The following is a 25,112-nucleotide window of genomic DNA, read 5'->3' on the forward strand; positions in this document are numbered from 1 at the left end:
CAGGAGTAGCGGGGAAACCACCGCTCGGACATCAAAACCAGCCGGGAAGTTGTGAAGAAATACTAACAACGAGTTTAAGTTTCCTTTCTTTTTTTGGAGCGCTCCTCGCGGCAGTGTTCTGGGCAGGATGCGGCTGATGGAGGATCGCCGCAGGGGAGGAACCATGCCAGAACTTACCGCAAATCCGCGGTCGAACGTCTCGTTGGCGCGCCGCGCCTGGGGCATCCGTCGCAAAGCGCTCCAGATGGGCGAAGTCCAGGGACAGGGCTATGTCGGTCAGGCGCTTGGTGTGGCGGACGTTCTGGCAACCTCTTATTTCCACGCATTAAATCTGCGCGCCGACGATCCCGAATGGGAAGGGCGCGATCGTTTCCTGCTGTCGATCGGCCACTATGCGATTGCTCTTTATGCCGCGCTGATCGAGGCGGGCATCCTGCCCGAGGACGAGATCGGCACCTACGGGATGGACGACTCGCGGATGCCGATGTCGGGCATGGCCTCTTACACGCCGGGGATGGAGATCACCGGCGGCAGCCTCGGCCATGGGCTGGGCATCGCGGTCGGCATGGCGCTCGGGCTGAAGGCGAAGGGCGGCGATCAGTTCGTCTACAACCTGATGTCCGATGGCGAACTGGGCGAAGGCTCGACTTGGGAGGCCGTGATGTCGGCAACCCAGCACCGTCTGAGTAACCTGATCTGCATCGTCGATTTCAACAATCAGCAGGCCGATGGCCCGACCCGTGACGCGCTCGCCGTCGGGGCCGAGGCACCGAAATGGGAGGCCTTTGGCTGGCACGCGCAGGAAGTCGACGGCAATGACCTCGATGCGCTGGTCGCGGCCTTTGACGCTGCCCGCACCTGCCCCGAGCCAAAGCCCCGCGTGATCATCTGCAATACGAAGATGTGCAAGGGCGTGCCGTTTCTTGAAGAGCGCGAGATCACCCATTTCGTCCGCGTTGAGCCCGATGAGTGGACGCGCGCACTGGATATTCTAGACGCAGAGGTGCCCGCATGACCGCCGCAGCCCGCGCCCGCAAATACGAACCCCGCCGCGTGCCCGAAACGAAGGTCGCGACGAGCGCGATGATCGCTTCGCTGGCGGCGGAAGGCTATGACACCGTCGCCGCCCCCTTCGGGCATGCGCTGGTCAAGGCCGCCAAGGACGATCCTCGTATCGTGGGGCTGACTGCGGATCTCGCGAAATATACCGATCTGCATGTCTTCGCGCAGGCCTATCCCGACCGTTTCTACCAGATGGGCATGGCCGAGCAGCTTCTGATGTCGGCAGCGGCAGGGATGGCGCATGAGGGCTTCATTCCTTTCGCGACGACCTACTCGGTCTTCGCCTCGCGTCGGGCCTATGACTTCATCTGCATGGCGATCGCGGAGGAGAACCTGCCGGTCAAGATCGTCTGCGGCTTGCCGGGCCTGACCACGGGTTACGGCCCGAGCCATCAGGCGACCGAGGATCTCGCGATCTTCCGCGGGCTGCCGAACCTGACCATTCTCGATCCCTGTGACGCGACCGATGTCGCGCAGATGGTGCCTGCGATGATCGCCCATGATGGGCCGGTCTATGCCCGGCTTCTGCGGGGCAAGGTGCCTTCGGTGATCACCCGCTACCGGCCCGACTACCAGTTCGAGCTGGGCCGCGCGCAGATGATCCGCGAGGGGCGCGACGTTCTGGTGGTCTCCTCGGGGATCATGACCATGCGCGCGCTCGACGCGGCGGAGTTGCTGGCCAAGGACGGGATCGACGTCGCGGTTCTGCACTGCCCGACGATCAAGCCACTCGATACCGAGACGATCCTCGCCGAGGCCGGCAAGGGCCGACTTCTCGTCACCGCCGAGAACCACTCCGAAGTCGGCGGGCTGGGCGAAGCGGTTGCCCGCTCCCTCCTGCGCGCAGGTGTGACGCCGGCTTTCCGCCAGATCGCGCTGCCCGACCAATTTCTCGAAGCGGGCGCGCTGCCCACGCTTCATGACCTCTATGGCCTGAGCACCGCGAAGGTCGCCCAACAGATCCGCGGCTGGCTCTGAGCGCCGCGCCAACGACACGAAGAAAGGAACACAATGGGACTTCTGGACGGTAAATTTGCCCTCGTGACCGGGGCGGCCAGCCCCCGCGGGCTCGGCAAGGCGACGGCGACGCTTTTCGCGCAGCATGGCGCGACCGTGGCGATCCTCGACCTCGACGCGGATCAGGCCGCTGCCGCTGCCGCCGATCTGCCCGGCGAGGGACATGTCGGCCTCGCCTGCAACGTCGTCGACAAGGCAGCCTGTCAGGCCGCCGCAGACGAGTTGATCGCCAAATGGGGCGCGGTGGATATCCTCGTGAACAATGCGGGCATCACCCAGCCGCTCAAGCTCATGGACATCATGCCGGAGAATTACGACGCGGTGACCGATGTGAGCCTGCGTGGCACGCTCTACATGACGCAGGCGCTGACGCCGCATTTCCGCGAGCGCAAGGCCGGTTCGATCGTGAACCTGTCCTCGGTTTCCGCGCAGCGCGGCGGTGGCATCTTCGGTGGCCCGCACTATTCGGCCGCGAAGGCGGGCGTGCTGGGGCTGACCAAGGCCTCGGCGCGCGAGCTTGCCCCCGACGGCGTGCGCGTGAACGCGCTCTGCCCGGGCTTCATCGCCACCGACATCACCGCGGGCAAGCTGACCGAAGAGATGCGCACGCAAGTCCTCGCCGGAATTCCGATGGGACGCGCGGGCACGGCAGAGGATGTGGCTGGCTGCGCGCTGTTCCTTGCCTCTGACCTTTCGGCCTACTGCACCGGCACCGAAGTCGACGTGAATGGCGGCTCGCTCATTCACTAGGCCGACCGAATAACGCCTGTTCGCGGTTGTGCCTGACCGCAAGGCAACTAATCTCCGGCCCGCAGTGAGGTGGGCCGGATGAAGCCGGAGCCAATCCGGCGGGACGGTGAGGAGACCGTCCGAACCAATCGGGAGAGAGACCAATGAAATCTATGTTGACCATCGCACTTCTCGGCGCGACGGCCCTTGCGGGGGCCTCTACGGCGCAGGCTGACGAGGTGATCTTCGCGCACGGTGCGAACCCTGGAAACCCGCGCTACATCGCGGCGGAAAAATGGGCTGAAATCTTTAGCCAATGCACCGACGGCAAGGATACGGTGAACGTCGCGGCCTCGGCCACGATGGGCGACGACTCTGAGATGCTGACCTCGACCGCGGCGGGCGTGATTCAGGTCACGGCTAACAGCCAGGGTCCGATGGCGCAGATCGTGCCGCAGATCGGTCTGCTGGGCCTGCCCTTCCTGTTCAAGGATCTGCCAACCGCGTGGAAAGTGCTCGACGGGCCGGTGGGTGACTCGCTTGACGCGGACGCACAAAAAGCCGGGCTCAAGATCCTCGGCTTCTGGGATAACGGCATTCGCAACATCACCACGGTCAACAAGTTCGTCAAAGAGCCTGCCGACCTCAAAGGCCTGAAGATCCGCACCCCCCCGGATCAGATGACGATCGACATCTTCGACGCGCTCGGCGCATCGCCCGCGCCGCTGGCGTGGTCCGAACTGCCCTCGGCGCTGCAATCGGGCGTGTTCGACGGTCAGGAAAACCCGCTGACCAACATCAACTCGGCCAAGCTGCAGGAGATCACGCCCTACATCACGATGACCGGGCACAAGTATGAAAGCACCCCGGTCGTGGCCAGCCTGTCGTGGTGGGAAGGCCTTGATAAGGCGACGCAGGATTGCGCGCTCAAGGCGACCTCGGAAGCGGGCGCGATGGAGCGTGACATGTCGCTCAAGGCAGACAAGGAGCTGATGCCGAAGATGGAGGCAGACGGCGCCAAGTTCGCTGAGGCGGACCGCGCGGCTTATATCGAGGCAACCAAGTCGGTCTATGACAAATACGCCAAGGACTACCCCGATACGGTCGCCGAACTCAAAAAGGCTGCGGGGCTGGAATGATCGACTCTGACCGCAGCGACGCCGCGGGATCAGGCGAAGGGAGGGGGCGTATGCGCCCCTTCCTGCGCCTCGCGCAAGGCGTGATCGACCTGCTGGAATGGTCGGGAAAGCTGATCGCTGCGGGCACGCTTTCGGTGCTGTTCGTGGCGCTTTTGACAAACGTGATCCTGCGCTACGGGGCCGGCAAGGGCATCCCGTGGGCCTATGAAATCCATGCGATCCTGCTGCCATGGCTCGTGGCTGGCGGCATCGTCATCGCCACCGCGCGCTCGCGCAACATCGCGATCACCTTGTTGCCGGAGTTGGCCGGAGCCCGGGTTCGGCGCGCCTTCATGCTGTTTGTCGAAGCCGCGATCATCGTGATCTCGATCTCGGTCCTCTGGTCCAGCCAGCCGATCCTGCGCGCCTCGACCTTCCAGACGCTGTCGACCCTCGGGGTCAAGGCGATCTGGGGCTATTCCAGCATGGTCTATTCTTTCGGAGCGATGGCCATCATCGCCGCGCTCGACATCGTGTTGCTGCTGGGGGGCAAGTCCGTGATGGATGACGATCCCGCCCATGCAAGCCTGAGCTGAGGAGACCCGCAATGGCCGGTGTCATGATCTTCGTCTTCTTCGTGCTGCTCGCGCTTGCCGTGCCGGTGGCACATGCGATGCTGGGCGGCGTCGCCGCCGCGCTGTGGCTCGACCACAAGCCGCTGGCGGTGATCGTGCAGCGTCTCTACACGCCGACGCAAAGCTTTCCGATGCTGGCGGTGCCGTTCTTCATCCTTGCCGGCAACCTGATGATGGCGGGGCGGTTCGGCACCTATCTGGTGAATATCGCGCGTCTGGTCGTGGGGAATTTCAAGGGTGGCCTGGGACAGGTCTCGATCCTCGGATCGGTGATGTTCGGCGGTGTCTCGGGCTCGGCTGTGGCCGATGCGACCGCGATGGGCAACGCGCTGATCCCGGTGCAGAAAGCCGAAGGCTATCCGGGCGGTTTCTCGGGGGCGATCAACTCTGCCTCCTCGACCGTCTCGGTCCTGATCCCGCCGTCGATCCCGCTCATTCTGTACGGGCTGGTCTCGGGAACCTCGATCATCAACCTCTTCGTCGCGGGCATCCTGCCGGGGGTGATGCTGGGTGTCGGCATGTTCATTGCCGTCGCGATCGTGGCGCGCCGCCGCAATCTGCCGCGCTCGCCGCTGGAAGGAGGCTTCGCCGCCTTCCGTAGCCAAATCTTCAGCGCGATCCCGGCCCTGCTCATGCCCGTCTTCGTGATCGGCACCCTCCGCTTCGGCGTGGCGACCCCCACCGAGGTCAGCGTCATGGCGGTCGCCTATGCTCTTTTGGTCAGCGGTGTCATCTACCGTGATCTCAACCCCAAATCCCTGTGGGAGGCGGTGGTCGACACAGCGATGATGACCGGCGCGGTCATGTTCATCATCATGGCGTCCTCCACGATCCAGTGGCTGCTGACCGCAGAGCGCGTGCCGCAAGAGCTCGCCGCATGGGTGGCTGCGACCATTCAGGAGCGCTGGCTGGTGATCCTCGCGCTGAACGTGGTGATGTTGATCGTGGGCGCGTTCCTCGATCTGCCCGCAGCGGTGCTGCTGCTTGGCCCGCTCTTCGTGACGATCGGGCATACGATCGGTCTCGATCCGGTGCAGCTTGGCCTGATGATGGTCGTGAACCTGTCGATCGGTCTCTATACGCCACCGGTGGGAACCACGCTGTTCATCTCAGCCGCGATCGCACGGGTTGGCGTGATGGAGGTGGTGCGCGCGCTGGCGCCCTTCTACCTCGTGGCGATCCTCGTGCTGGCGCTGATCTCCTACGTGCCGGCGCTGACCATCTACTGACCCGGATCCAGCTTCCGCATCCATTGCGCGCGCCTTGGCAACAGGGCGCGCGTATTTCATTCGGGCAGGTACTCTTCTCCCGGTAGCTGTCGCCCACGCTGCTCGCGGATGCGGCAGCCCAAGCCAGTGATCAGCGCCGAGGCGCGCGCATCATGAGCGGCGCCCTCCTCCCGCATCCAGTCCGAGAAGATCCGCACGATCCGACGGCTGGTATGGCGCGCCGGAGAGACGAGCCAGTAGGCAGGGAAACGGATCGCCTCGAACGCGGTCGACAGCGGGACAAGGGCGCCACGCTCCAGCTCGTTCAGCGCAAGCGTCGTGCTTTCCAGAACGACCCCAGCCCCGTCAGTCGCCAACTGAATTGCCATCGAAGAGCGGTCGAACCGCATCGGGTAGATCATCCGCTCTCCCATGATGCCGTGCCGCGCCAGCCAGAAATCCCACCGGTAATGGGTCTTCACCGAGTCGATCAGCCGCGCCTGTCGCAACTGCCCGATCGGATCGTCGGACAGCGCGCGCAACTCTTCCAAATACCCGGGGGAACACATCGGCAGCACGAGGTCATGGACCACCGGTTCTTCATGCAGGCCAGTCCAGCCGCCTTCGCCATAGCGCAGGTCCAGATCGACGACCTCCGTCTCGAAGTCGGAGAAATCGGGCGCGGCATCGATCCGCATGTCCCAGTTCGGCGCAAGCTCGAGAAACGACTTGAGCCGCGGAGACAGCCAGCGCACCGCGAAAGAGGGCGACACCCGCAGGATGAAATGGCGCGTCTCGCGCTGGCGCTGGATCGCGGAGCGCACGTCACGCATCATCCGGAACGCCTGCGTCGTCGTCTGGAACAGTCGTTCGCCATCCAGTGTCAGTGACAGTCGCCGCTTCTCCCGTTTGAACAGGCGCACACCCATTTGCTGCTCGAACTGCCGGATCTGTTGGCTGACGGCGGAAGGCGACACGCCCAGCTCCTCGGCCGCCTTCGATATGCCGCCGAGCCGAGCGACGGCCTCGAAGTGATTCATCGCGTTGAGATTGATGTCTTTGAGCATGTCCTGCGCCTTGGAAATACGACCGTGCCGGATACGATCGCGCGCAAATCGTGTGGCGGAAGCCGTCACGGATGCTGCCCGGCATCGCGGCAAGTCTTTCCATGATCTTTAATGGCAGATGCAAACCCTGTGAAGCGCTGCTTCAATTCACTGCGCTTTCCCGATGGCGCAACCAGCCCGCCATCGTGACAAAGGGCGGAAACTGCGGTGCCCTACCCGCTTTTCGCGACTTTGAGCGCGGCCCCCGTGGCTTCGATCTGCGCCCGGGCTGCTTCCGACGGTTCGGCATCGGTGATGACCGCCGCGAATTCCGAGAAGTCAGCCAGAACGTGCAGCGCCGTCCGGTCGAAACGCAGATGGTTGATCAGCAGCACCGACTGCGCGGCGGCGTCCATCATGCCCCGTTTCGCACGCGTGATGTCGTCGTCCATGTGATAGACGCGCCCATCGCCCGCCGCCGGCGTCGAGATGAAGGCCAGATCGGCGCGCAGCGTGGCCAGCGCGCCTTCCGTGACCCGACCGACCCACGCGTTGTATTTCGCCGAATAGCGCCCGCCCAGCGCGATGACCGTCATCCCCGGCTCGGCTTTCAGGGCCTCCATCACCGCGTCGTTGTTGGTGATCACCGTCAACGGACGCTTCTCCGGCAACAAGCTGCCCAACACGGACGCGGTCGAGCCATCGTTGACCATCACGGTCATCCCCGGCTCCACCCATTCGAGCGCGGCGCGGGCCATCCGCTCCTTGAGGTCATGGCCCTGCAGCTGGCGGAACCGGAAATCGCTCTCGAATTGCGAGCCGGGCTCGATCGTGGCGCCGCCCCGGATTTTGCGCAGCAGCCCTTCCGTTTCGAGATCGTCGAGATCGCGGTGGATCGTCATTTTCGAGACGCCGAACCGTTCAGCCAACTCGTCAAGCTGCACCGCCCCGTCGCGTACCAGTGCGTCGAGGATGCTCTGCCTCCGGTCGTCTCGTTTCATCAGGGTCGTCCTTTGCGTGCCGTCAGCTCAATAGCGCGCGCGCGGTCCGCTCGTCGGTGATCAGCCCGGCCACCCTGCCAGACCGCAGAACTGCCCGGATCGCTTCGACCTTGTCCGGCCCGCCCGCGATCGCGACGATATCCTCTTCGCGCTCGGGATCGTAGCCCACTGCGAGCGTTCGGGCGGAAAGCGTGGTTTCTACAACATTCCCGGAGGCGTCGAAGAAATCGCCCAGCATCTCGCCCTGCGCGCCCGCCGCTGCAATCGCCTCGATCTCACCCGGTTCGATCATCCCCGAGGAGACCAGCTGAGCATCAGCTGTCGCGGTGCCGATACCGACAATCTTAAGCGTCGCGGATTGCGCCATGCGGAAGACCTCATCGACGCCGCGCTGCGACAGCAGCACCTCGCGGTCCTCGACGGTATTGGCGAAGAACGGCACCGGCATGACATAGGCGCGCGCGCCGGTTTTCTCCGCGATGCGATGCATCACGTCATGAGGGTTCGCCGCGAAATTGCGGGTCAGCCCGCCAAGCAGCGAGACGAAATGCAGCCCCTTGGCATCGGTACGCGGCAGTTGCCGGGTCACTTCGGCCAAGGTACGGCCATGTCCCAACCCGATGATCGAATGCTCGCCCGCTTCGAACTGACGCTTGAGATAGGCCGCGCCCGCCAGTGCCAATGCGCGCAGCGGCAAGCCCTCTTCCCCGATATCCGGCGCGACTTCGCAGAGCTTGAGATCGTAGGTCTCGAACAGCCGCGTCTCCAGCTCGACGCATTCGACGATATCGCCCTCGATCGACACTTTCACCCTACCGTCGGCCACCGCCTTGGCGATCAGCCGGTGGGCCTTGACCGACGGCAAACCGAGCCGCTTGGCGACCTTGGCCTGCGTGAGCCCGCCCACGTAGTGCATCCACGCTGCGCGGATGGCGAGTGTTTCATCGGTGTCGTTCATGCTGTCCTTCGGCTCGGGCCGCGCAAGATCGTTGCGCGGCGTTATTGATAAGGCGCAGGCAAGGCCTAGGGAAGCCCCGCCGCGTTGCCCGGACCTCAGACCTTGAGGTCGGAAGCACCGGTGTCGATATGCGGCGCCCAGAACGCCACGCTCTCGGCGATCTGCGGGATCACCTCGCGGTCGTTGGGCTCGCGTTCCTTGAAGGACAGCTCGAGGCAGATCTCGTTATCCGCCGCGCCGCCCTCGGCAAAGGCCTTGAGCAGTGGCTCGGGCTGGATGCGGCCGCGCGCGTTGAACTCCGCCGTGAAGGGCCGATGCCCGCCCTTGTCCATCAGGCTTTGCTTGATGTGGATGATCGGAGAAACCTTCGGCACCGCCCGCGCCCAGGCATAAGGGTCGAAATCGTCCGGGTTCTGGGAGGTCACGTCGCCATGGTCGATATCGGCCATCATCCAAATCGGAATCGCCATATTCGCTGCGGTCAGCCGGTCCTGCAGCGCCATGCATTCGGAGATGGTCTCGCCGAATTCGCGCGCCACGCTCATCGGCTCCCAGAAGACATAGTCCAGCCCGGCGGCCTTGCCGTGCTCGGCCACTTCGGCCCAGCAGTCGATGGCGATCCGGATCATCTCTTCGCGCTTGGCCGGGTCGTCCTGCTCGCGATAGGTCAGGATGGCGAACTGCGTGCCCACAGACGTGCCGCCGAGATCCGCGGTGATGTCCGCGAAAGTCTTGAACCAGTCGACATAGTAGCGCCGCACGTCGCGGTCGGGATGGCCGAAATGGTTCAGCCGCCCGTAAGGCCCCGTCATCCCAGAGGTCACACGCACCCCGGTCCGCGACAGCGCCGCGCTCATCTGCCGCGTCAGACGTCGGATCACCGGCGCGGGCCAGGACGGGTTGATGAACTCGTGCGTCAGTTGCAGGTCGCGGATTCGCAGATCGCGGGCGACGCAATCGATCAGGTCATCCGGATCGGCGAAGCGGTTCACCAGCGGATTGGTATTCAAAGACAGCGTCAGTCCCATCAGGCAGCCACCGCATGCGCCGTGTCGAACCATTCGGTGAAGGCCGCGATCTCGGCCTCGGACATGGTCAGCCGGTGCTTGGTGCGCCGCCAGAGGATATCCTCCGCCGTGGCCGCCCATTCGTTCTCGACCAGCCACGTCACCTCGGCCTCGTAGAGGTGCCCGCCGAAATGGCGCCCGAGACCTTTGGGGTCATTGGCCGTGCCCACGATCCGATGCGTGAGCGTCCCGTAGCGACGTCCGTAATATTCGCGCAAGTCCCGAGACATCCACGGATATTCAGCTTTCAGCGTCTCGCGGAACGCGTCGTAATCCGCCCCCGGCATGTCGCCGCCCGGCAGCGCCGCCTCTTCGGTCCAGTCGCCGCCCATCTTCGGGAAGACATGGCGAATCTCGTGCATGCCCCGTTCGGCCAGCTCGCGGAAAGTGGTGATCTTGCCGCCGAAGATGTTCAGGAGCGGCGCGCCGCCCGTCTCATCGAGATCGAAGACATAGTCGCGGGTCACCGCCGAAGGGTTGCCCTTGCCGTCGTCGAAGAGCGGCCGCACCCCCGAGAAGGTCTCGAGGATATCCTCGCGCCGCAACTTCTCCTTGAAGTAGCGGTTCACGCAGTCGAGCAGGTAGGTGATCTCGCCGTCATCGATCGAGACATCCTCGGCCCGGCCTTCGTAGGCAATATCGGTCGTCCCGATCAGCGCCTTGTCGCCCTCGTAGGCGTTGATGAAGATCACCCGCTTGTCGGTATTCTGCACGAGGTAGCTATGCGGCCCCTCCCAGAATTTCGGCACGATGATATGGCTGCCTTTGACCAGCCGGACATTGCGCGTCGAATTGGCGCCTGCAACCCGGGTCAGCACATCGGTCACCCAGGGCCCGGCGGCATTCACCAGACATTTGGCGAGAAATTCGCGTTTTTCTCCGGTCAGGGTGTTCTGCGTCACCACCCGCCATTTGCCGTCCTCGCGCCGCGCGCTGATCGCGGGCGAGCGGGTCATCACGATGGCCCCGCGCTGCGCCGCATCGAGCGCGTTCAGCGTCACCAGACGGGCATCATCGACCCAGCAATCGGAGTACTCAAAACCGCGTGTATATTTGTCGAGGAGCGGCGCGCCCTCGGGATCGCGAAGCAGGTCGAGCGTGCGCGTTCCCGGCAGCTTCTTGCGCCCGCCGAGATGGTCGTAGAGGAACAGCCCCAACCGCACGAGCCATGCCGGGCGATCCTGCGGCGAATGCGGCAGCACGAAGCGCAGCGGCCAGATGATATGCGGCGCGGCATTCATCAGCACTTCGCGTTCGATCAGCGCCTCGCGCACGAGCCGGAACTCGTAATATTCGAGATAGCGCAGCCCCCCATGCACCAGCTTGCCCGAGCGCGACGACGTGCCCTCGGCTAGGTCGTCCTTCTCGCACAGCGCCACCTTGAGGCCACGGCCCGCCGCGTCGCGCGCGAAGCCCGCGCCGTTGATGCCGCCTCCGATGACGAAAAGATCCAGTTCCTGCGTGCTCATGTCACGATCCTCCTTGCGCAGTGCGCGGCGCATCGATTTCGGGGGTGGTCCGCCGGTCGCGATGCTCTGCGAGCCGGTCCCATACCGGTTCGAGCGCCTCGCGGGCTTCGGCATAGGCGGGGTAAAGGTCTGCATAGGTGGTCTGAAGCGCCGGGTCCGGCGCTTCGGCCTCGCCCAGAAGCGGAGTGACCCATTCGGCGACGCAGCTTTCCATGTCCGGATAGGCACCGATTGCGACGGCGGCCATCATGGCGCAGCCAGCGGCGCCCGCCTCCTCGCGCGCCGACACCCGCACCGGGGCGCCGACAGACGCGGCAAGAATTCCGCGCAACGCGCCGGAGCGCGCAGCACCGCCGGTCAACCGCAACTCGCGCGGCAACTCTCCCATCGCGCCATAGCAATCGCGGGCGGCCATGCCGAGGCTTTCGACCACGGCGCGGATCATGTCCGGGAAACGGTGACCTGCGGAGAGGCCGATGAATCCGGCGCGAGCATTGGCGTTGACCATCGGTCCGCGCTCGCCCGCCTCGGAAACATAGGGTTGATAGAGCAGCGCGCCCGGTTCAGATCGGGCCAGCCAGCCGTCGATCCGCGCCACCAGATCTGCGTAGTCATGCGGATGGCCGGTCTCGCTCATCAGGTCGGCTGCGACGCGCAGCGCCCAATCGATGTTCAGCGTGGCGGCCATGTTCGTCTGGACCTGCGTGACCATGCCCTCTGCAGGAAGGCAGATCACATAGCCCGAGCGCCCGTTGAGCGTGACGTCCTCGTCGCGCACCGCGCGCATATGCACCCCGGTCGAGCCGATAGTGGAACAAGCCGCCCCCGGCGTGCCGGTATGCACGCCCGCACCGAGCGCGGTCATCACCATATCCACGTAGCCAAGGCTGACGGGCGTGCCGGCCAGCAGCCCCGTCGCCTCAGCCGCCGCGTCGCTCAGCGGATGGGTCTCGCGGCTGCCGTCGAGGATCGGCGGCAAAAGATGGCTGCGGCTCCGCAGTTCCAGCGCCTCGATCACGAGGTCGGAATAGCTGCGGGTGCGGAAATCACCAAAGGTGAAGCTCGCCTCGGAGGGATCGGTCGCGCGGACGCCCGTGAGGTTCAGATAGAGCCAGTCCTTGCAATGCAGCGCCACCTCGGCGCGATCCAAAAGCTCGGGGCAATGGCGATCCATATGCGCCATCTGCGCGCCCTGCTGGCAGGTGTTGAGCGCGGTGCCCGTGGCGCGGAAACGGGCCGCGTCCCGGCCATGCCCGGCCAGCCTGCGGGTCGTCTCCGCCGCCCGCGCATCGAGCCAGAGCCAGGCATCACCGACCGGGCGATCGCCCTGCCCTACGAGCCACGTACCGTCGCCCTGCGCGGTCACGGCCAGCGCAGCGGTGCGGCGGGCCAGCCCGTCGACACGCTCGCCAAGGCTGCGCAGCGCGCTGGCGCAATCGGCCCATGTCCGGTCCATGTTCTGTGTCGCGGCCCCGTTCGGGCCACTGTCGTAGCGGTTCGGCACAGCCGCCGCCGCGATCTGCCGACCCGACAGATCAAAGGCCACAGCCTTGATGACGGAGGTCCCCGCATCGATGCCGATAATGATGTCGCGATCAGCCATGCTGCACCGTTTCGGGACGCAGATGGCGAGCCACGCAAGGCGCTTGTGCCATGCGACCTCCTCCCTTGATTTGCGACCGCGGCCCCTCCAGCCAATGCGGTCTTCTCGGGGACAAATCTGCCCTCGAGACGCATCAAGCATACCCAAGCCCGACCACATGTCGAGTGTATTTTTTTTCTTTCTTTGTAATTTTTTTCAGGTATGGTGATCAGCACGAACCGAACGCCACTGCCCGCCAAACGGAGGAAAAGGCTGGCAAATTCAGTGGATTCGGCGAGTGGCAGGCGGAACGGGCATCGGCACGATTCGTCTTGCGAAACGGGAGGATGGCGGTCTGCACTTTGGATAGGCCGCGCGAGGTCTCAGCCGCGACACGCACCCTGACGACGCCGCCCGCGCGGCGCGCGACAGGTGCTGGTCTCAAGCGCGCCGGGATCGAGCGAGCCGGTGTCGCTTGGCGCCCGGGTCAACATCTCCCGACACAGGATCAACAGGCCCCGCCGGGGCCCGAGGGGAGGAGCGACAGGCCATGAATGCCACCGATATTTCCATGAAACCGCGTATCGGCCGGCGGGGCGTCATTGTCGGCGCCGTGGCGCTGTGCACCCTCGTCGCGATCGGGCTCGACACCACCGTCGTCACCATCGGCTCCGAGCAGGACACCCGCGTCGATGGGTTCTCCCCCGATGCCTACGGCGCCAAGGAATTCCCCCGCATCCGCGACAACGTGGCCAAGCGCGCCGTTGACGCCAAGACGCTCGCCGCCGCACTGGCCGAGGACAAATCCGCAGCCGCCAAGAAATATGGCACCGGCGGCGCGATGCCTGTGCTGCCCGTGCGCGTGACCGGCACCGTCGGCGAAGGCAAATCGGGCATTTACGATATCAATGTCGATGGGCTCGACAACGTGCGCATCCGCGTCCAGACCGGGCCCGCGATCAACGGCACCGACCTGCGCGACGCGCCCGGCGACATCTCCTTCGGCGCCTTCAAGAACCAGATCGAATACCAGGATGCGGGCGCGGGTATTAACCGCGCGATGAAGGCCGAGGTGCTCGACGGGATCGACACCTCCAACCTGACCGGCAAGACGGTGACCGTCACCGGCGCCTTCAAGCTGATCAATCCGAAAATGTGGCTGATCACGCCGGTCGAGGTGAAAGTCCAATGACCGTGCAGCAAAGCATTCGCCCCGAGGCGCCGCGAGGGACCGGTGAGGTCGTCATGTCGGCCCGCCACGTCGCCAAGCATTACGGTGCGGTGAAGGCGCTCAAGGGCGTGAATTTCGACATCCATCGCGGTCAGGTGACGACGCTGTTCGGCGAGAACGGCGCGGGCAAATCGACGCTGATGAAGATCCTCGCTGGAATCGTGACGCCGACCTCGGGGCAGATTCTGCTCGACGGCGAACCGGTCACCTTCAACGGCGCGAATGACGCGCTGGCGCAGGGCATCTCGATCATCCACCAGGAACTCGCGCTCGCGCCGAACCTGAACGTGCGCGACAACATCTTCATGGGGCGCGAAATCCGCACCCGCCGCGGCGTCGACTTCGCCGAAGAAGAGCGGGTCACGCGCGCGCTGATGGAAGAGCTAGAAGAAGAGATCGATCCCCTCACCCCGGTGGAGGAACTGCGTCTCGGGCAGCAGCAGATCGTGGAGATCGCGCGCGCCCTTCAGGCGAAAAGCCGCATCCTGATCATGGACGAGCCGACCTCGGCGCTATCGGCCTCGGAAGTGGAAGTGCTGTTCAAGGTGATCAACGACCTCACTGCGAAGGGCGTCAGCATCGTCTATATCTCGCACCACCTCGAAGAGGCGCTGGAAGTGACCGATCACGCGGTGGTTCTGCGCGATGGCGAAATGACCGCCTACGCGCCGCGCGACGAGATCGACCTCGAATGGATCGTGCGCAACATGGTCGGCGAAGGGTTCGACCTCGGCACGCCCCCCGACAGCAAGATGGGTGAACCCTCGCTGATCGTCGAAGACCTCTGCGTCCCCGACCCATCGGGTCACGGGCTGGTGGTCGATCACATGAGCCTGAGCGTGCGCGCCGGCGAGATCGTCTGCATCTACGGGCTGATGGGCGCCGGGCGCACCGAAATGATGGAATGCGCCGCCGGGCGTTTGCGCGCGAAAAGCGGCGCGGTGAAGCTGCACGGGCGCGACATCTCGCATATGTCGATCGCCGAGCGCATCGAGGCCGGGCTGGTGCTCGTCCCAGAGGATCGACAGCGCGACGGGCTGGTGCAGACGATGACCGTGGGTCAGAACCTGTCGCTGTCCTCAATCGGCGCCTTCACGCGTGGACTGTTCACCAGCCGCAAGGACGAGCGCAAGGTGATCGACGACTCGATCCGCGAAGTGACCGTCAAGACTGATGGCGGCGGCGCGATGATCGGTTCGCTCTCGGGCGGCAACCAGCAAAAGGTGGTCATCGGCAAGATGCTCGCCACCCGGCCCGAGGTGATCCTGCTCGACGAGCCGTCGCGCGGCATCGACATCGGCGCGAAGGCCGAGGTCTTCAAGCTGCTCGCGCGCACCGCGCAGGAGCGTGGGCTGGCCGTACTCTATTCGACCTCGGAAGTCGGCGAATGCCTGAGCATCGCCCACCGGATCATCGTGATGAACAGGGGCCGGATCGCGGCCGAGTTCGATCACACCGCAACCAAAGAACAGATCATGGCCGCCTCTGGCGAAGCCGTGCACCACTAAGGGAGGCCAACATGGCGGACGTTACGAATTCCAAGCCCGGATCGGGCGGCATGGGCCTGAACATCGGCAAGATCCTTCTGGAGGGGCGCGCATTCTTCGCCCTCGTCGCGATCATCGCCGTCTTCTCGATCCTGTCGCCGGTCTATTTCAGCATCGGCAACTTCCTGATCATGTCGTCGCATGTCGCGATCTTCGGGCTGCTGGCAATCGGCATGCTTCTGGTGATCCTGAACGGCGGCATCGACCTGTCCGTGGGCTCGACGCTGGGTCTGGCCGGGGTCGTCGCGGGCTACCTGATGCAGGGGATCGAGATCCCGGCCGCCGGTGTCGTGCTCTACCCGCCGGTCTGGGCCGTGGTGGTGCTGACGATTTGTCTGGGCGCCTTCGTGGGACTGATCAACGGCGTGCTAATCGCGTTCTTCAACGTGCCCGCCTTCGTGGCCACGCTGGGGATGCTCTATGTGGCGCGCGGTGTCGCACTGCTGATGACCAACGGTCTGACCTACAACAACCTTGGCGGCGCGGAAGCTCTGGGCAATACCGGCTTCGACTGGCTCGGCTTCAACCGCATCGCGGGAGTGCCGATCGGGGTGATCGTGCTGGCGCTGGTCGCGCTGACGGTGGGCCTCGTGCTGGCACGCACCGCGTTCGGTCGCTGGCTCTACGCCTCGGGCGGTAACGAGCGCGCAGCGGAACTCTCCGGCGTGCCGACCCGCAGCGTGAAAATCTCGGTCTACGTGCTGTCGGGCATCTGTGCCGCCATCGCGGGCCTCGTGCTGTCGTCGCAGCTGACCTCGGCAGGCCCCACCGCAGGCACCACCTACGAACTGACCGCCATCGCGGCCGTCGTCATCGGCGGGGCCGCCCTGACCGGCGGGCGCGGCAACGTGCGCGGCACGATGCTGGGCGCCTTCGTCATCGGCTTCCTGAGCGACGGGCTCGTCATCATCGGCGTCTCTGCCTACTGGCAGACCGTCTTCACCGGCGCCGTGATCGTGCTCGCCGTGCTGCTCAACAGCCTGCAATACGGCCGCGCGCGGCGCTGAGACTTCGAGGACGCGGGACAGGGAGGTTCCGCGCCCGAATACCCGCCGGACCTATCCGGCATCTACAACAACCCAACGGGAGGAAACCCAACATGAAATTCACCAGGCGCACCATTCTCGCGACCGTCGCAATGATGCCGTTGATGGCACAGGCCGCGATGGCTGACGGTCTGATCTCGATCATCGTCAACGATCCCTCGAACCCCTACTGGTACACCGAGGGCGAGGTCGCCAAGGCCACCGCCGAAGAGCTTGGCTATGACGCCAACGTCTCCGCTCACAAGGGTGACACCAACACCGAGAGCAACCTCGTCGACACCGCGATCACCAACAAGGCCAAGGCGATCATCCTCGACCCGGCGAACGCGGACGGTTCGGTCGGTGCTGTGAAGAAAGCGGTCGAAGCCGGTATCCCGGTCTTCATCGTCAACGCCGAGATCAACCAGTCGGGTCTCGCCAAGGCACAGCTGGTGTCGAACAACGCGCAAGGTGCGGCGCTCGGCGCGATGAAATGGGTCGAGGCGATGGGCGAGAAAGGCTCCTATGTCGAGCTGTTCGGCGCCCCGTCGGATAACAACGCGCAGACCCGCTCGAACGGTTTCGAGACGGTGCTGAGCCAGTATCCCGACCTCGACAAGAAGGCGCAGGAAGTCGCCAACTGGGACCGCACGCAGGGCTATTCCAAAATGCAGTCGATGCTGCAGGCCAACCCGGACATCACCGGCGTGATCTCGGGCAACGACGAAATGGCCCTCGGTGCGATCGCCGCGCTCAAGGAGGCAGGCAAGCTCGACGGCATGGTCGTCGGCGGCTTCGACGGCTCGCCCGATGCGGTCGACGCGGTCAAGGCAGGCGAGATGACCTACACCGTGCTGCAGCCGGTCGCGATCTTCGCCGAGCAAGCCGTGCGTCAGGCCGATCACTTCATCCAGACCGGCGAGCTGGAAGTCTCGGAAGAGAAGCAACTCTTCGACTGCATGCTGATCGACTCGAGCAATGTCGACGCCTACACCGGCCCGTTCACCCTGGATCAATCCTCCTGATCCGGCGCAACGGGACACTGGGAAAGGGGGCCGCGCGGCCCCCTTTTTCGTTTTGACAGACGCGTGGGGAGTTCGGAGCGTCGCGCCAAACGCGACCTCGCAACGAAGAAAGGGCGCCCGCGCGGGCGCCCTTTTTCTTTGTTCTGCAGAGGGTGACGCGCTCAGCGCGCCGCCATCGCCTCCAGCGGCAGCGGCGTGATCCGCGAGGCGTGACCGGCGGTGCCGAAGGCTTCGAACCGAGCCTTGCAGAGATCCTGCATCAGCGCTTTGCCCTCGGTGAGGTATTTGCGCGGATCGAATTCACCGGGCGTCTCGGACAGGACCTTACGGACGCCAGCCGTCATCGCCATGCGGTTGTCGGTGTCGATATTCACCTTGCGCACACCCGAGCGGATGCCGCGCTGGATTTCCTCGACCGGCACGCCCCAGGTCGGGCGCATATCGCCGCCATAGCTGTTGATCATCTGGCGCAGATCCTCGGGGACGGAGGACGAGCCATGCATGACCAGATGGGTATTCGGAAGACGGCGGTTGATCTCTTCGATGACATTCATCGCGAGGATATCGCCATCGGGCTGGCGGGTGAACTTGTAGGCACCGTGGCTGGTGCCCATCGCCACAGCCAACGCATCGACGCCGGTTTCACGCACGAAGCGTTCGGCTTCTTCGGGGTCGGTCAGCAGCTGCTCTTCCGAGAGCTTCTCGGTCGCACCGTGGCCGTCTTCCTGATCGCCCATGCCGGTCTCGAGCGAGCCGAGCACCCCCAGTTCGCCTTCGACCGAGACACCACAGGCATGCGCCATCTCGACGACCCGCGCAGTGATATCGCGGTTATAGGCGTAATCGGCGGGGGTCTTGCCATCGGCCAGCAGCGAGCCGTCCATCATCACCGAGGTGAAGCCATGCTGGATCGCGGTGGCGCAGGTAGCCAGATCGCTACCGTGATCGAGATGCATGCAGACCGGCACTTCGGGGAAGGTCTCGACCAGCCCATCGATCAGCCGCGCCAGCAGGCGGTCCCCCGCATAGGCCCGCGCGCTCCGCGAGGCGGCAAGGATCACCGGCGCATCGGCCTCGCGCGCGGCGGTCATGATCGCGAGACCCATCTCCATGTTCGAGATATTGAACGCGGGCACGGCATAGCCGTTCTCCGCCGCGTGATCGAGCAACTGGCGCAAGGTGATGCGGGCCATAGGTCAGGTCTCCTCCGAAAGATATGTCTTGATGATGTCGACCTCTTCCGATGCGCCGAACACGAGCGGCACGTTCTGGTGCGGCGCCTCCGGCACGAGATCGAGGATACGCTTGGTGCCATCGGTGGCGCGCCCGCCCGCCGCTTCGATCAGGCAGGCGATCGGCACCGCCTCATAGGCCAGCCGCAGCCGCCCTTCGCGATAGCCTTCGCGCCGGTCCGCCGGATAGAGGAACGCGCCACCTTTCAGCAGGATACGGTGCAGTTCACCGACCGCCGCCGCCAGCCAGCGCATGTTGAAATCGCGCCCGCGCGGACCATCCGCACCGGCGCGCAACTCGGCGACCCAGCGTTGCAGACCCGGGCTCCAGTGACGCTCGTTCGAGGCGTTGTAAGCGATGGTCGATGCCTTAGCCGACAGCCGGACATCCTGCGCCGTCATGCGGAAATCGCTGCCGTCATAGGTCGCGATCTGCACCCCCTGCCCGGCTGTGAACCCGAAATCCAGCGAATGCCCGAAGGAGGCGTAGCCAGCTGCGATCGCCTCCGAGCCCGGGCGCCGGAAATCGGCGGGGCCGGTCGGATAGATCGCGAACAGCATCCCGAGCGGCGCGCCGATACCGATGGAGCCCGACCCGTCGATCGGATCAATCGCGAGATCGAATTGGCCCTCCGGGTCGAGCAGCTCGACCTCTTCGGCCTCTTCCGACAGCATGTGCCGCACGCCCAGCCCGGCGAGCGCCGCAAGGATGTGGTCATGCGCGCCGACATCGAGCGCCTTCTGCACATCGCCGCTCTCATTCTGACCGCAGGGCGCGGCAGGATCGCCGGGCAACCGACCCGCCGCGAGCCGCTGCTCGATCGGGGGCAAGGCATCCGCCAGCGCGGCGATGATCTCTCCAAGCCCGCCCGCAGGCAGGCAGTCACGCAGGTACGCCGCCTGCGAGGGACGGTCGTTCGGCAAGGTCAGCATGTGGGAATTCCGTCAGTGAGTTGGGACCGGGCGGCGAACCGCCCGACCCTCGGGAGTTCGCTCAGGCCGTCGTGTGATACTTGGCGTCGACCGCGTCAATGGCCTGGACGTTGCCCGCCGATTTCCCCTCGGGGTCGAAGGACGAGGACAGGAAGGCATCGGCGATGTCTTTCGCGAGCTCCGCCCCCACGACCCGCGCGCCCATCGTGATGATATGCGCGTTGTTCGAGGTCGCCGCTTTGCCCGCCGAATAGGTGTCGTGGGTTTGCGCGGCGCGGATACCCGGCACCTTGTTGGCCGAGAGGCAGACGCCGATCCCGGTGCCGCAGCACAGGATAGCGCGGTCATAGGTTCCGGCTTTCAACGCCGACGCGACGCGATCCGCGAGATTGGCGTAGAAATCGTCCGGCCCGGCCTCGGTGCGCGAAGCTTCGGTCACCTCGTAATCCGGGTTCTGGCTAAGATATTCGGCCAGGATCTTGGCGAGCGGTTCGCCGGCGCTGTCGCCGGCCACTGCGATTTTCATGACAGTTCCTCCGTTTTGACTTGTGCTTCCAGCGCGGCATTGCAGCGCGCGAGAATGTCGAGATATCCGGCCACGTTCCAAGCAGAGCGACCGATGAACAGCCCGTCGATATGCGGGCAGGCGATCAGCTCTGCGCAGTTGTCAGGATTGACCGAGCCGCCATAGAGGCAGGGCACGCGGCGGCCCGTCACCTCTTGCGCCACAGCGATGATCTCGGCCTGGCGGGCATCGGCGTAATCGGCCGTGGCGGGAATACCGTTTTCACCGATGGCCCAGACCGGCTCGTAGGCGAGCCAGATCTCGGCCTGTTTCTGGTCCTCCGACAGCTTCGAGAGCGCACCGCGCACCTGCGTGGCCAGCACTTCAGCGGCCCGCCCCTCTTCGCGATCTTCGAGCGTCTCGCCGATGCAGATGAGCGGGATCAGCCCGTGGCGCACCGCAGCCTCCGTCTTGAGGCCGACCGTCTCGTCAGTCTCGCCGAAATGGGCGCGGCGTTCGGAATGGCCGAGCTCCACAATGTCGAGACCGCAATCGACCAGCATCGGCGCGGACACTTCGCCCGTCCAGGCGCCGGCATCGGCCCAATGCATGTTTTGCGCACCGACCAGCGCGGGCGTCTCCGCCAGCGCGGCCTTGACCTGCCGGGTCGCGGTGAAGGGCGGAATGACGAAGCTCTGGATACGCGGCGACAGGGTCGCAGCCGCGAGACCATCCGCCCAGGCCAGCGCCTCGGACAGGGTTTTGTTCATCTTCCAGCTAGTGCCGATCCAAACCTCGGGCATGTCGAACGCTCCTCCGTCGTGTTGAGGTTAAATAACATGCGCCACGTTAGTTTCAACATTATTTTTGTTACTTTGTGATTTTTAATTGTTAGAACCTGTGACCGCTGCTAGCGTTCGCGCCATAGGAGGATCCCATGCTCGATCACGCTCAAGTCGCGGCCAAAGCCGCTATCGACCCTGAAAACTTCGCCCTCGCCAATTGCCTGCGGGCGTTGGCCATCGACGCGGTGAATGCCGCCAATTCCGGCCATCCCGGTGCGCCGATGGGCATGGCCGACGCGGCCACCGTGCTGTTTCGCAACCATCTGAAATTCGACGCCTCGGCCCCCGACTGGCCCGACCGCGACCGCTTCGTGCTGTCCAACGGCCATGCGTCAATGCTGCTTTACGGGTTGCTGCATCTGACCGGTTACGAAGACATGACGCGCGACCAGGTTCGCAATTTCCGGCAGTGGGGGTCGATCACGGCCGGCCATCCGGAATGGGGCCATGCGAAGGGCGTCGAGACGACGACCGGCCCGCTGGGACAGGGTTTGGCGACCGCCGTCGGCATGGCACTGGCCGAGCGCGCGCTGGCCGCCGAGTTCCCCGGCCTCGTCGATCACCGCACCTGGGTGATGCTGGGCGACGGGTGCCTGCAGGAAGGGATCGGGCAAGAAGCGATCTCGCTTGCGGGGCATCTTGGGCTGGGCAAGCTGAACCTGCTTTACGACGACAACGACATCACCATCGACGGGCCGACCTCGGTGTCCTTCTCGGAAGACGTTCCGGCGCGGCTTACGGCCTGTGGCTGGCATGTGATCCGCTGCGACGGGCATGACGCCAAGGCGCTCGACGAGGCGATGGCGGCCGCGAAGGCCGAGACCGCGCGGCCCAGCTTGATCGCGATGAAGACGGTGATCGGCTTCGGCTCGCCGAACCGGGCGGGCACCGCGAAGGCGCATGGTGCACCGCTCGGGGATGAGGAAGGCGCGCTGGCCAAGCAGGCGCTCGGCTGGGAGGCTGCGCCCTTTGAAATTCCCGAGAACCTCGCCGCAGCCTGGGCCGCCATCGGGGCCCGTGGCACGCAGGCCCGCGCGGAATGGGAAGACGCCCTCGCCGCCTCCGGCAAGGCTGCCGAATTCACCGCCCGCGTCGCTGGCAAGCTGCCCGAAGGCTACGCCGCCGCCGTCGAGGCTGCGCGCGCCGAGCTGTTCGAGAAACCGCAATCGGTCGCAACCCGCAAAGCCTCGCAGATCGCGCTGGAGCATCTTGCCAAGGCGGTGCCTGCAATGATCGGCGGCAGCGCCGATCTCACCGGCTCCAACCTGACGCGCGTCGCCGCCGTCGACTCGTCGTACACCGCCGCCAAACCGGGTCGCTATATCGGCTACGGTGTGCGCGAGTTCGGCATGGCGGCGGCGATGAACGGTCTCGCGCTGCATGGCGGCTTCAAACCCTATGGCGGCACGTTCCTCGTGTTCTCGGATTACGCGCGCAACGCGATCCGCCTGTCGGCGCTGATGGGGCTTGGCGTCACCTATGTGATGACCCACGATTCCATCGGACTGGGCGAGGACGGCCCCACCCACCAACCGGTCGAACATCTGGCATCCCTGCGCGCGCTCCCGAACCTCAACGTGTTCCGCCCCGCGGATGCGGTGGAGACGCTGGAGGCGTGGGATATCGCGATCCGGTCGACGGGCACGCCGTCTTTGCTGGCGCTGTCGCGACAAGGGGTGCCGCAGCTGCGCGGCGCGGGGGATGAGAACCTGACCGCGCGCGGCGCCTATGTGATCCGCTCCTTCGGGGAGGGCCGCGATGTAACGTTTCTCGCGACGGGGACCGAGGTGTCGCTGGCCGTGGAAGCCGCAGAGGCACTGCATGCGGACGGCGTCAATGTCGCCGTCGTCTCGATGCCCTGCTGGGAGTTGTTCGACGCGCAGCCCGAGGACTACCGCGCCGAGGTTCTCGGCACCGCGCCCCGGATCGCTGTCGAGGCCGCATCGGCCTTCGGCTGGACCCGCTACGTCGCGCGCGAGGCGGATGTGATCGGCATGCCGGGCTTCGGCGCCTCGGCTCCGGCAGAACGGCTCTATGCCGAGTTCGGCATCACCAAAGATGCGATCGTTGCGCGCGCCAAGGCGCTGATCGCGGGCTAAAGTTGGCGCGGGCCTGAGCGACGGGCCCGCGCTTTTTCCTCAGACGTTAAGGCGGCGCTCGATCCTTCGCGGCTGGTTTTTTTTGCCATCGACCAACCACAACGTGCTTGAGCGTTCAGAGCGCCCGCGTGGTCATCGAAACCTGACAGCCCTCTAGCCCGCCACGCACCTCCGCGCCCGCGGGCAGAGGTTGCGGGCCGATGCGCGCGCCGGTGACGATGCAATGCTCCGCCCGTAGCCCCGGCCCGATGACGGCGGCCCGCTCGGCGAGGAAGCTGAGGAAGCACACGATCTCGGAGAGCGACATGCCCGCAGCCATCGCGGGCGGATCGGACGGCGCGCCGATCGCAAGCGGCAGACGCGTCAGATCACGGCTCTGCCAATCCGGAATCTCGTCGCCCAGAATGATCGCCTGGTTCGAGAACCGGTCCGCCATCTGCGCCAGCGGTGGTTGCTTTTCGAGCGTAGTGAAGCGCGATTGCAGCACCTCGAAAGCGATATGAACGCTGCCGATCGCATCCAGAATCTCGGCGGGCTTGGCCTTGGGCGAAATATCGGCGCGCAGCCGCACCGCGATTTCCAACTCAAGTCGGGCATGGGGTGCGACGGCAAGGGTCGTCCCCGTCGGGTGGATCGCTCGGCTCAGAACCGGCGCGCAGGACAGGTCGCGCCCGCCCAGAAGCGCGTGTTTCCAGCCGCCCACCGGACCGAGATAGCGCAGGCTCTCGGCCTGCACCGCATAGGCCTCCGCCGGGCTTTCCGGGAGCGGGGTCAGCGCATCGAGCGTCTCGCCGTCATTCGCGGCGGCCAGAGCTTCTGCTGCGCTTGCGATTTGGTCACGCTGCATGATGTGCAACCTCTTCTTTCATAGCTTCGCGCGGGATAATCGCGCCGGGATACCGGACGACGCAGCTTGCGAGCCGTGCGCCATCGAGAATTGCTGCCTCCAGCGGCTTGCCGCGTTGCAGGGCCGAGAGAAGCGCGGCGTCGAAACTGTCGCCTGCGGCGGTGGTGTCGACGGCCGCGACGGGCTTGGGCAGCGCAACCCGCAGCGCCTTACCCGATGCGTCGCGCGCCAGCACCGCACCGCCCCCCGTCGTCAGCACGATCATCCCCGGCGCAAGTGTCTCGCAGCGCGCCATGACCGCCTCAGGATCGGTCTCGTCCCAAAGGGCCGCGAGATCGTCGAGCGAGGGAAGCGCGAGGCTCGTCGCCGCCAAGGCGCGCTCCGTCCACTCCGCCGCCTCGGCCCGGTCGCGCCAGAGCCGCGGGCGGTAATTCGTGTCATAGGCGACCGTGACGCCCCGCTGGCGCAGAGCATCGAGCTCCGCCAGCAGCCGCGCACGCGCCTCCTCGGGAAGGATCGCCAGAGTGATACCGGAGAACAGCAGAACGCGCGCCTGACCGAGCGCCGCGACCTCAGTCCCGTCGGCGCCGAACATCCGGCGCGCTGGCGCCTGATCGCGCCAATAGGTGAAGCTGCGTTCACCCGTGGCATCGGTGGCGATGAAGCTCAGCCCCGGGCTGCCATTGGCCTCGGCCCCGATCGCCTCGATCTCGACACCCTCCAGCGCAATCGTGTCGCGCATCCAGCGGCTCATTCCGTCTTCGCCCAGCCGCGAGAGATAGCCGACCCGCAGATCGGGCCGCAGCCGCGCGAGATAGATCGCCGCGTTGAGCGTGTCGCCGCCGAGGCGACGATGGAACAGATCGGGCGTTGCCGGATCGTTGGTGAACTCGGCGAGAGGCTCGCCGATGCAGAGAAAGTCCAGCATGTG

At 65.2% G+C, this 25,112-nt stretch carries 23 protein-coding genes; 11 read left to right on the top strand and 12 right to left on the bottom strand.

Going from position 1 to position 25,112, the window contains the following annotated elements; genetic code table 11:
- Positions 1-163 precede the first annotated feature (163 nt).
- The 6 genes from ACZ7GB_RS19025 to ACZ7GB_RS19050 all read left to right on the top strand — a co-directional run bounded on the left by ACZ7GB_RS19025 (position 164) and on the right by ACZ7GB_RS19050 (position 5,790).
- A complete protein-coding gene (locus ACZ7GB_RS19025) occupies positions 164-1,015 on the top strand; it encodes a transketolase (RefSeq protein WP_472160009.1) in 852 nt (283 codons plus the stop codon).
- Positions 1,012-2,040, top strand: a complete 1,029-nt coding sequence (locus tag ACZ7GB_RS19030; protein WP_472160011.1) for a transketolase family protein — start codon at positions 1,012-1,014, stop codon at positions 2,038-2,040. The genes ACZ7GB_RS19025 and ACZ7GB_RS19030 overlap by 4 nt, the downstream gene beginning before the upstream one ends.
- 33 nt (positions 2,041-2,073) lie before the next feature.
- On the top strand, positions 2,074-2,829 hold the full coding sequence (locus ACZ7GB_RS19035; RefSeq protein WP_472160012.1) for a glucose 1-dehydrogenase: 756 nt from the start codon (positions 2,074-2,076) through the stop codon (positions 2,827-2,829).
- A gap of 143 nt (positions 2,830-2,972) precedes the next feature.
- Positions 2,973-3,947, top strand: coding sequence for a TRAP transporter substrate-binding protein (locus ACZ7GB_RS19040; protein WP_078521212.1), 975 nt, complete (start codon positions 2,973-2,975; stop codon positions 3,945-3,947).
- 50 nt (positions 3,948-3,997) lie between these two features.
- Positions 3,998-4,522 carry a TRAP transporter small permease gene (locus ACZ7GB_RS19045; protein WP_232621666.1) on the top strand — a complete coding sequence of 175 codons (525 nt, stop codon included), beginning with the start codon at positions 3,998-4,000 and terminating at the stop codon, positions 4,520-4,522.
- Positions 4,523-4,533: 11 nt separating this feature from the next.
- The gene (locus ACZ7GB_RS19050; protein WP_472160013.1) at positions 4,534-5,790 is read left to right on the top strand and encodes a TRAP transporter large permease; all 1,257 of its coding nucleotides are present in this window, start codon (positions 4,534-4,536) and stop codon (positions 5,788-5,790) included.
- Between the two features lie 56 nt (positions 5,791-5,846).
- Here the strand turns inward: ACZ7GB_RS19050 and ACZ7GB_RS19055 are convergent, their stop codons facing one another.
- From ACZ7GB_RS19055 to ACZ7GB_RS19080, 6 genes are all read right to left on the bottom strand, one after another.
- Complete coding sequence (locus ACZ7GB_RS19055; protein ID WP_078571290.1) at positions 5,847-6,836, bottom strand: LysR substrate-binding domain-containing protein; 990 nt, start codon at positions 6,834-6,836, stop codon at positions 5,847-5,849.
- 212 nt (positions 6,837-7,048) lie between these two features.
- Positions 7,049-7,816, bottom strand: coding sequence for a DeoR/GlpR family DNA-binding transcription regulator (locus tag ACZ7GB_RS19060; protein ID WP_472160014.1), 768 nt, complete (start codon positions 7,814-7,816; stop codon positions 7,049-7,051).
- Between the two features lie 22 nt (positions 7,817-7,838).
- Positions 7,839-8,774, bottom strand: coding sequence for a sugar-binding transcriptional regulator (locus ACZ7GB_RS19065; protein ID WP_078521221.1), 936 nt, complete (start codon positions 8,772-8,774; stop codon positions 7,839-7,841).
- 95 nt (positions 8,775-8,869) lie between these two features.
- The gene (locus ACZ7GB_RS19070; protein WP_472160016.1) at positions 8,870-9,802 is read right to left on the bottom strand and encodes a sugar phosphate isomerase/epimerase family protein; all 933 of its coding nucleotides are present in this window, start codon (positions 9,800-9,802) and stop codon (positions 8,870-8,872) included.
- Complete coding sequence (locus ACZ7GB_RS19075; protein WP_078549246.1) at positions 9,802-11,310, bottom strand: glycerol-3-phosphate dehydrogenase; 1,509 nt, start codon at positions 11,308-11,310, stop codon at positions 9,802-9,804. Before ACZ7GB_RS19075 ends, ACZ7GB_RS19070 begins: the two co-directional genes overlap by 1 nt.
- Before the next feature lies 1 nt (position 11,311).
- The gene (locus ACZ7GB_RS19080) at positions 11,312-12,913 is read right to left on the bottom strand and encodes an FGGY family carbohydrate kinase (protein WP_472160017.1); all 1,602 of its coding nucleotides are present in this window, start codon (positions 12,911-12,913) and stop codon (positions 11,312-11,314) included.
- Between the two features lie 529 nt (positions 12,914-13,442).
- Here ACZ7GB_RS19080 and ACZ7GB_RS19085 point away from each other — a divergent pair.
- From ACZ7GB_RS19085 to ACZ7GB_RS19100, 4 genes are all read left to right on the top strand, one after another.
- The gene (locus ACZ7GB_RS19085) at positions 13,443-14,084 is read left to right on the top strand and encodes a DUF2291 family protein (protein ID WP_472160018.1); all 642 of its coding nucleotides are present in this window, start codon (positions 13,443-13,445) and stop codon (positions 14,082-14,084) included.
- Complete coding sequence (locus tag ACZ7GB_RS19090; protein ID WP_472160019.1) at positions 14,081-15,631, top strand: sugar ABC transporter ATP-binding protein; 1,551 nt, start codon at positions 14,081-14,083, stop codon at positions 15,629-15,631. The genes ACZ7GB_RS19085 and ACZ7GB_RS19090 overlap by 4 nt, the downstream gene beginning before the upstream one ends.
- 11 nt (positions 15,632-15,642) lie before the next feature.
- Complete coding sequence (locus ACZ7GB_RS19095) at positions 15,643-16,677, top strand: ABC transporter permease (protein WP_472160021.1); 1,035 nt, start codon at positions 15,643-15,645, stop codon at positions 16,675-16,677.
- A 92-nt stretch (positions 16,678-16,769) separates the two neighbouring features.
- Positions 16,770-17,720 carry a D-ribose ABC transporter substrate-binding protein gene (locus ACZ7GB_RS19100; protein ID WP_078571281.1) on the top strand — a complete coding sequence of 317 codons (951 nt, stop codon included), beginning with the start codon at positions 16,770-16,772 and terminating at the stop codon, positions 17,718-17,720.
- 161 nt (positions 17,721-17,881) lie between these two features.
- On the opposite strand, the gene fba is transcribed toward ACZ7GB_RS19100, so the two are convergent.
- From fba to ACZ7GB_RS19120, 4 genes are all read right to left on the bottom strand, one after another.
- On the bottom strand, positions 17,882-18,913 hold the full coding sequence (gene fba, locus ACZ7GB_RS19105; RefSeq protein ID WP_472160022.1) for a class II fructose-bisphosphate aldolase: 1,032 nt from the start codon (positions 18,911-18,913) through the stop codon (positions 17,882-17,884).
- 3 nt (positions 18,914-18,916) lie between these two features.
- The gene (locus tag ACZ7GB_RS19110; protein WP_472160024.1) at positions 18,917-19,885 is read right to left on the bottom strand and encodes a class 1 fructose-bisphosphatase; all 969 of its coding nucleotides are present in this window, start codon (positions 19,883-19,885) and stop codon (positions 18,917-18,919) included.
- A 61-nt stretch (positions 19,886-19,946) separates the two neighbouring features.
- Entirely contained in the window at positions 19,947-20,411 is a 465-nt protein-coding gene (derI, locus tag ACZ7GB_RS19115) for a D-erythrulose-4-phosphate isomerase (RefSeq protein WP_078604921.1), read from the bottom strand.
- Positions 20,408-21,193, bottom strand: coding sequence for a triose-phosphate isomerase (locus ACZ7GB_RS19120; protein WP_472160026.1), 786 nt, complete (start codon positions 21,191-21,193; stop codon positions 20,408-20,410). Before ACZ7GB_RS19120 ends, derI begins: the two co-directional genes overlap by 4 nt.
- A gap of 134 nt (positions 21,194-21,327) precedes the next feature.
- Here ACZ7GB_RS19120 and tkt point away from each other — a divergent pair, with 134 nt between their 5' ends.
- A complete protein-coding gene (gene tkt, locus ACZ7GB_RS19125; RefSeq protein ID WP_472160028.1) occupies positions 21,328-23,334 on the top strand; it encodes a transketolase in 2,007 nt (668 codons plus the stop codon).
- Positions 23,335-23,449: 115 nt separating this feature from the next.
- Here the strand turns inward: tkt and ACZ7GB_RS19130 are convergent, their stop codons facing one another.
- Together ACZ7GB_RS19130 and ACZ7GB_RS19135 are read right to left on the bottom strand one after the other, a co-directional pair.
- Positions 23,450-24,181: a hypothetical protein gene (locus tag ACZ7GB_RS19130; protein ID WP_472160029.1), complete on the bottom strand. Its 732-nt coding sequence runs from the start codon at positions 24,179-24,181 to the stop codon at positions 23,450-23,452.
- On the bottom strand, positions 24,171-25,109 hold the full coding sequence (locus ACZ7GB_RS19135; RefSeq protein ID WP_472160030.1) for a sugar kinase: 939 nt from the start codon (positions 25,107-25,109) through the stop codon (positions 24,171-24,173). The genes ACZ7GB_RS19130 and ACZ7GB_RS19135 overlap by 11 nt, the downstream gene beginning before the upstream one ends.
- Between the last annotated feature and the right edge of the window lie 3 nt (positions 25,110-25,112).

It is taken from the genome of Thioclava sp. PTB-PU3-1, from assembly GCF_055666785.1.

Excerpts from the sequence above, each read along its gene's own strand:
- ACZ7GB_RS19135 (WP_472160030.1), bottom strand. The coding sequence starts at position 25,109 with ATGCTGGACTTTCTCTGCATCGGCGAGCCTCTCGCCGAGTTCACCAAC.
- ACZ7GB_RS19090 (WP_472160019.1), top strand. The coding sequence starts at position 14,081 with ATGACCGTGCAGCAAAGCATTCGCCCCGAGGCGCCGCGAGGGACCGGT.
- ACZ7GB_RS19040 (WP_078521212.1), top strand. The coding sequence starts at position 2,973 with ATGAAATCTATGTTGACCATCGCACTTCTCGGCGCGACGGCCCTTGCG.
- derI (WP_078604921.1), bottom strand. The coding sequence starts at position 20,411 with ATGAAAATCGCAGTGGCCGGCGACAGCGCCGGCGAACCGCTCGCCAAG.
- ACZ7GB_RS19095 (WP_472160021.1), top strand. The coding sequence starts at position 15,643 with ATGGCGGACGTTACGAATTCCAAGCCCGGATCGGGCGGCATGGGCCTG.
- ACZ7GB_RS19085 (WP_472160018.1), top strand. The coding sequence starts at position 13,443 with ATGAATGCCACCGATATTTCCATGAAACCGCGTATCGGCCGGCGGGGC.
- ACZ7GB_RS19080 (WP_472160017.1), bottom strand. The coding sequence starts at position 12,913 with ATGGCTGATCGCGACATCATTATCGGCATCGATGCGGGGACCTCCGTC.
- ACZ7GB_RS19035 (WP_472160012.1), top strand. The coding sequence starts at position 2,074 with ATGGGACTTCTGGACGGTAAATTTGCCCTCGTGACCGGGGCGGCCAGC.
- ACZ7GB_RS19045 (WP_232621666.1), top strand. The coding sequence starts at position 3,998 with ATGCGCCCCTTCCTGCGCCTCGCGCAAGGCGTGATCGACCTGCTGGAA.
- ACZ7GB_RS19055 (WP_078571290.1), bottom strand. The coding sequence starts at position 6,836 with ATGCTCAAAGACATCAATCTCAACGCGATGAATCACTTCGAGGCCGTC.
- fba (WP_472160022.1), bottom strand. The coding sequence starts at position 18,913 with ATGGCCCGCATCACCTTGCGCCAGTTGCTCGATCACGCGGCGGAGAAC.
- ACZ7GB_RS19075 (WP_078549246.1), bottom strand. The coding sequence starts at position 11,310 with ATGAGCACGCAGGAACTGGATCTTTTCGTCATCGGAGGCGGCATCAAC.
- ACZ7GB_RS19100 (WP_078571281.1), top strand. The coding sequence starts at position 16,770 with ATGAAATTCACCAGGCGCACCATTCTCGCGACCGTCGCAATGATGCCG.
- ACZ7GB_RS19025 (WP_472160009.1), top strand. The coding sequence starts at position 164 with ATGCCAGAACTTACCGCAAATCCGCGGTCGAACGTCTCGTTGGCGCGC.
- ACZ7GB_RS19130 (WP_472160029.1), bottom strand. The coding sequence starts at position 24,181 with ATGCAGCGTGACCAAATCGCAAGCGCAGCAGAAGCTCTGGCCGCCGCG.
- ACZ7GB_RS19050 (WP_472160013.1), top strand. The coding sequence starts at position 4,534 with ATGGCCGGTGTCATGATCTTCGTCTTCTTCGTGCTGCTCGCGCTTGCC.
- ACZ7GB_RS19110 (WP_472160024.1), bottom strand. The coding sequence starts at position 19,885 with ATGCTGACCTTGCCGAACGACCGTCCCTCGCAGGCGGCGTACCTGCGT.
- ACZ7GB_RS19060 (WP_472160014.1), bottom strand. The coding sequence starts at position 7,816 with ATGAAACGAGACGACCGGAGGCAGAGCATCCTCGACGCACTGGTACGC.
- ACZ7GB_RS19065 (WP_078521221.1), bottom strand. The coding sequence starts at position 8,774 with ATGAACGACACCGATGAAACACTCGCCATCCGCGCAGCGTGGATGCAC.
- ACZ7GB_RS19030 (WP_472160011.1), top strand. The coding sequence starts at position 1,012 with ATGACCGCCGCAGCCCGCGCCCGCAAATACGAACCCCGCCGCGTGCCC.
- tkt (WP_472160028.1), top strand. The coding sequence starts at position 21,328 with ATGCTCGATCACGCTCAAGTCGCGGCCAAAGCCGCTATCGACCCTGAA.
- ACZ7GB_RS19070 (WP_472160016.1), bottom strand. The coding sequence starts at position 9,802 with ATGGGACTGACGCTGTCTTTGAATACCAATCCGCTGGTGAACCGCTTC.
- ACZ7GB_RS19120 (WP_472160026.1), bottom strand. The coding sequence starts at position 21,193 with ATGCCCGAGGTTTGGATCGGCACTAGCTGGAAGATGAACAAAACCCTG.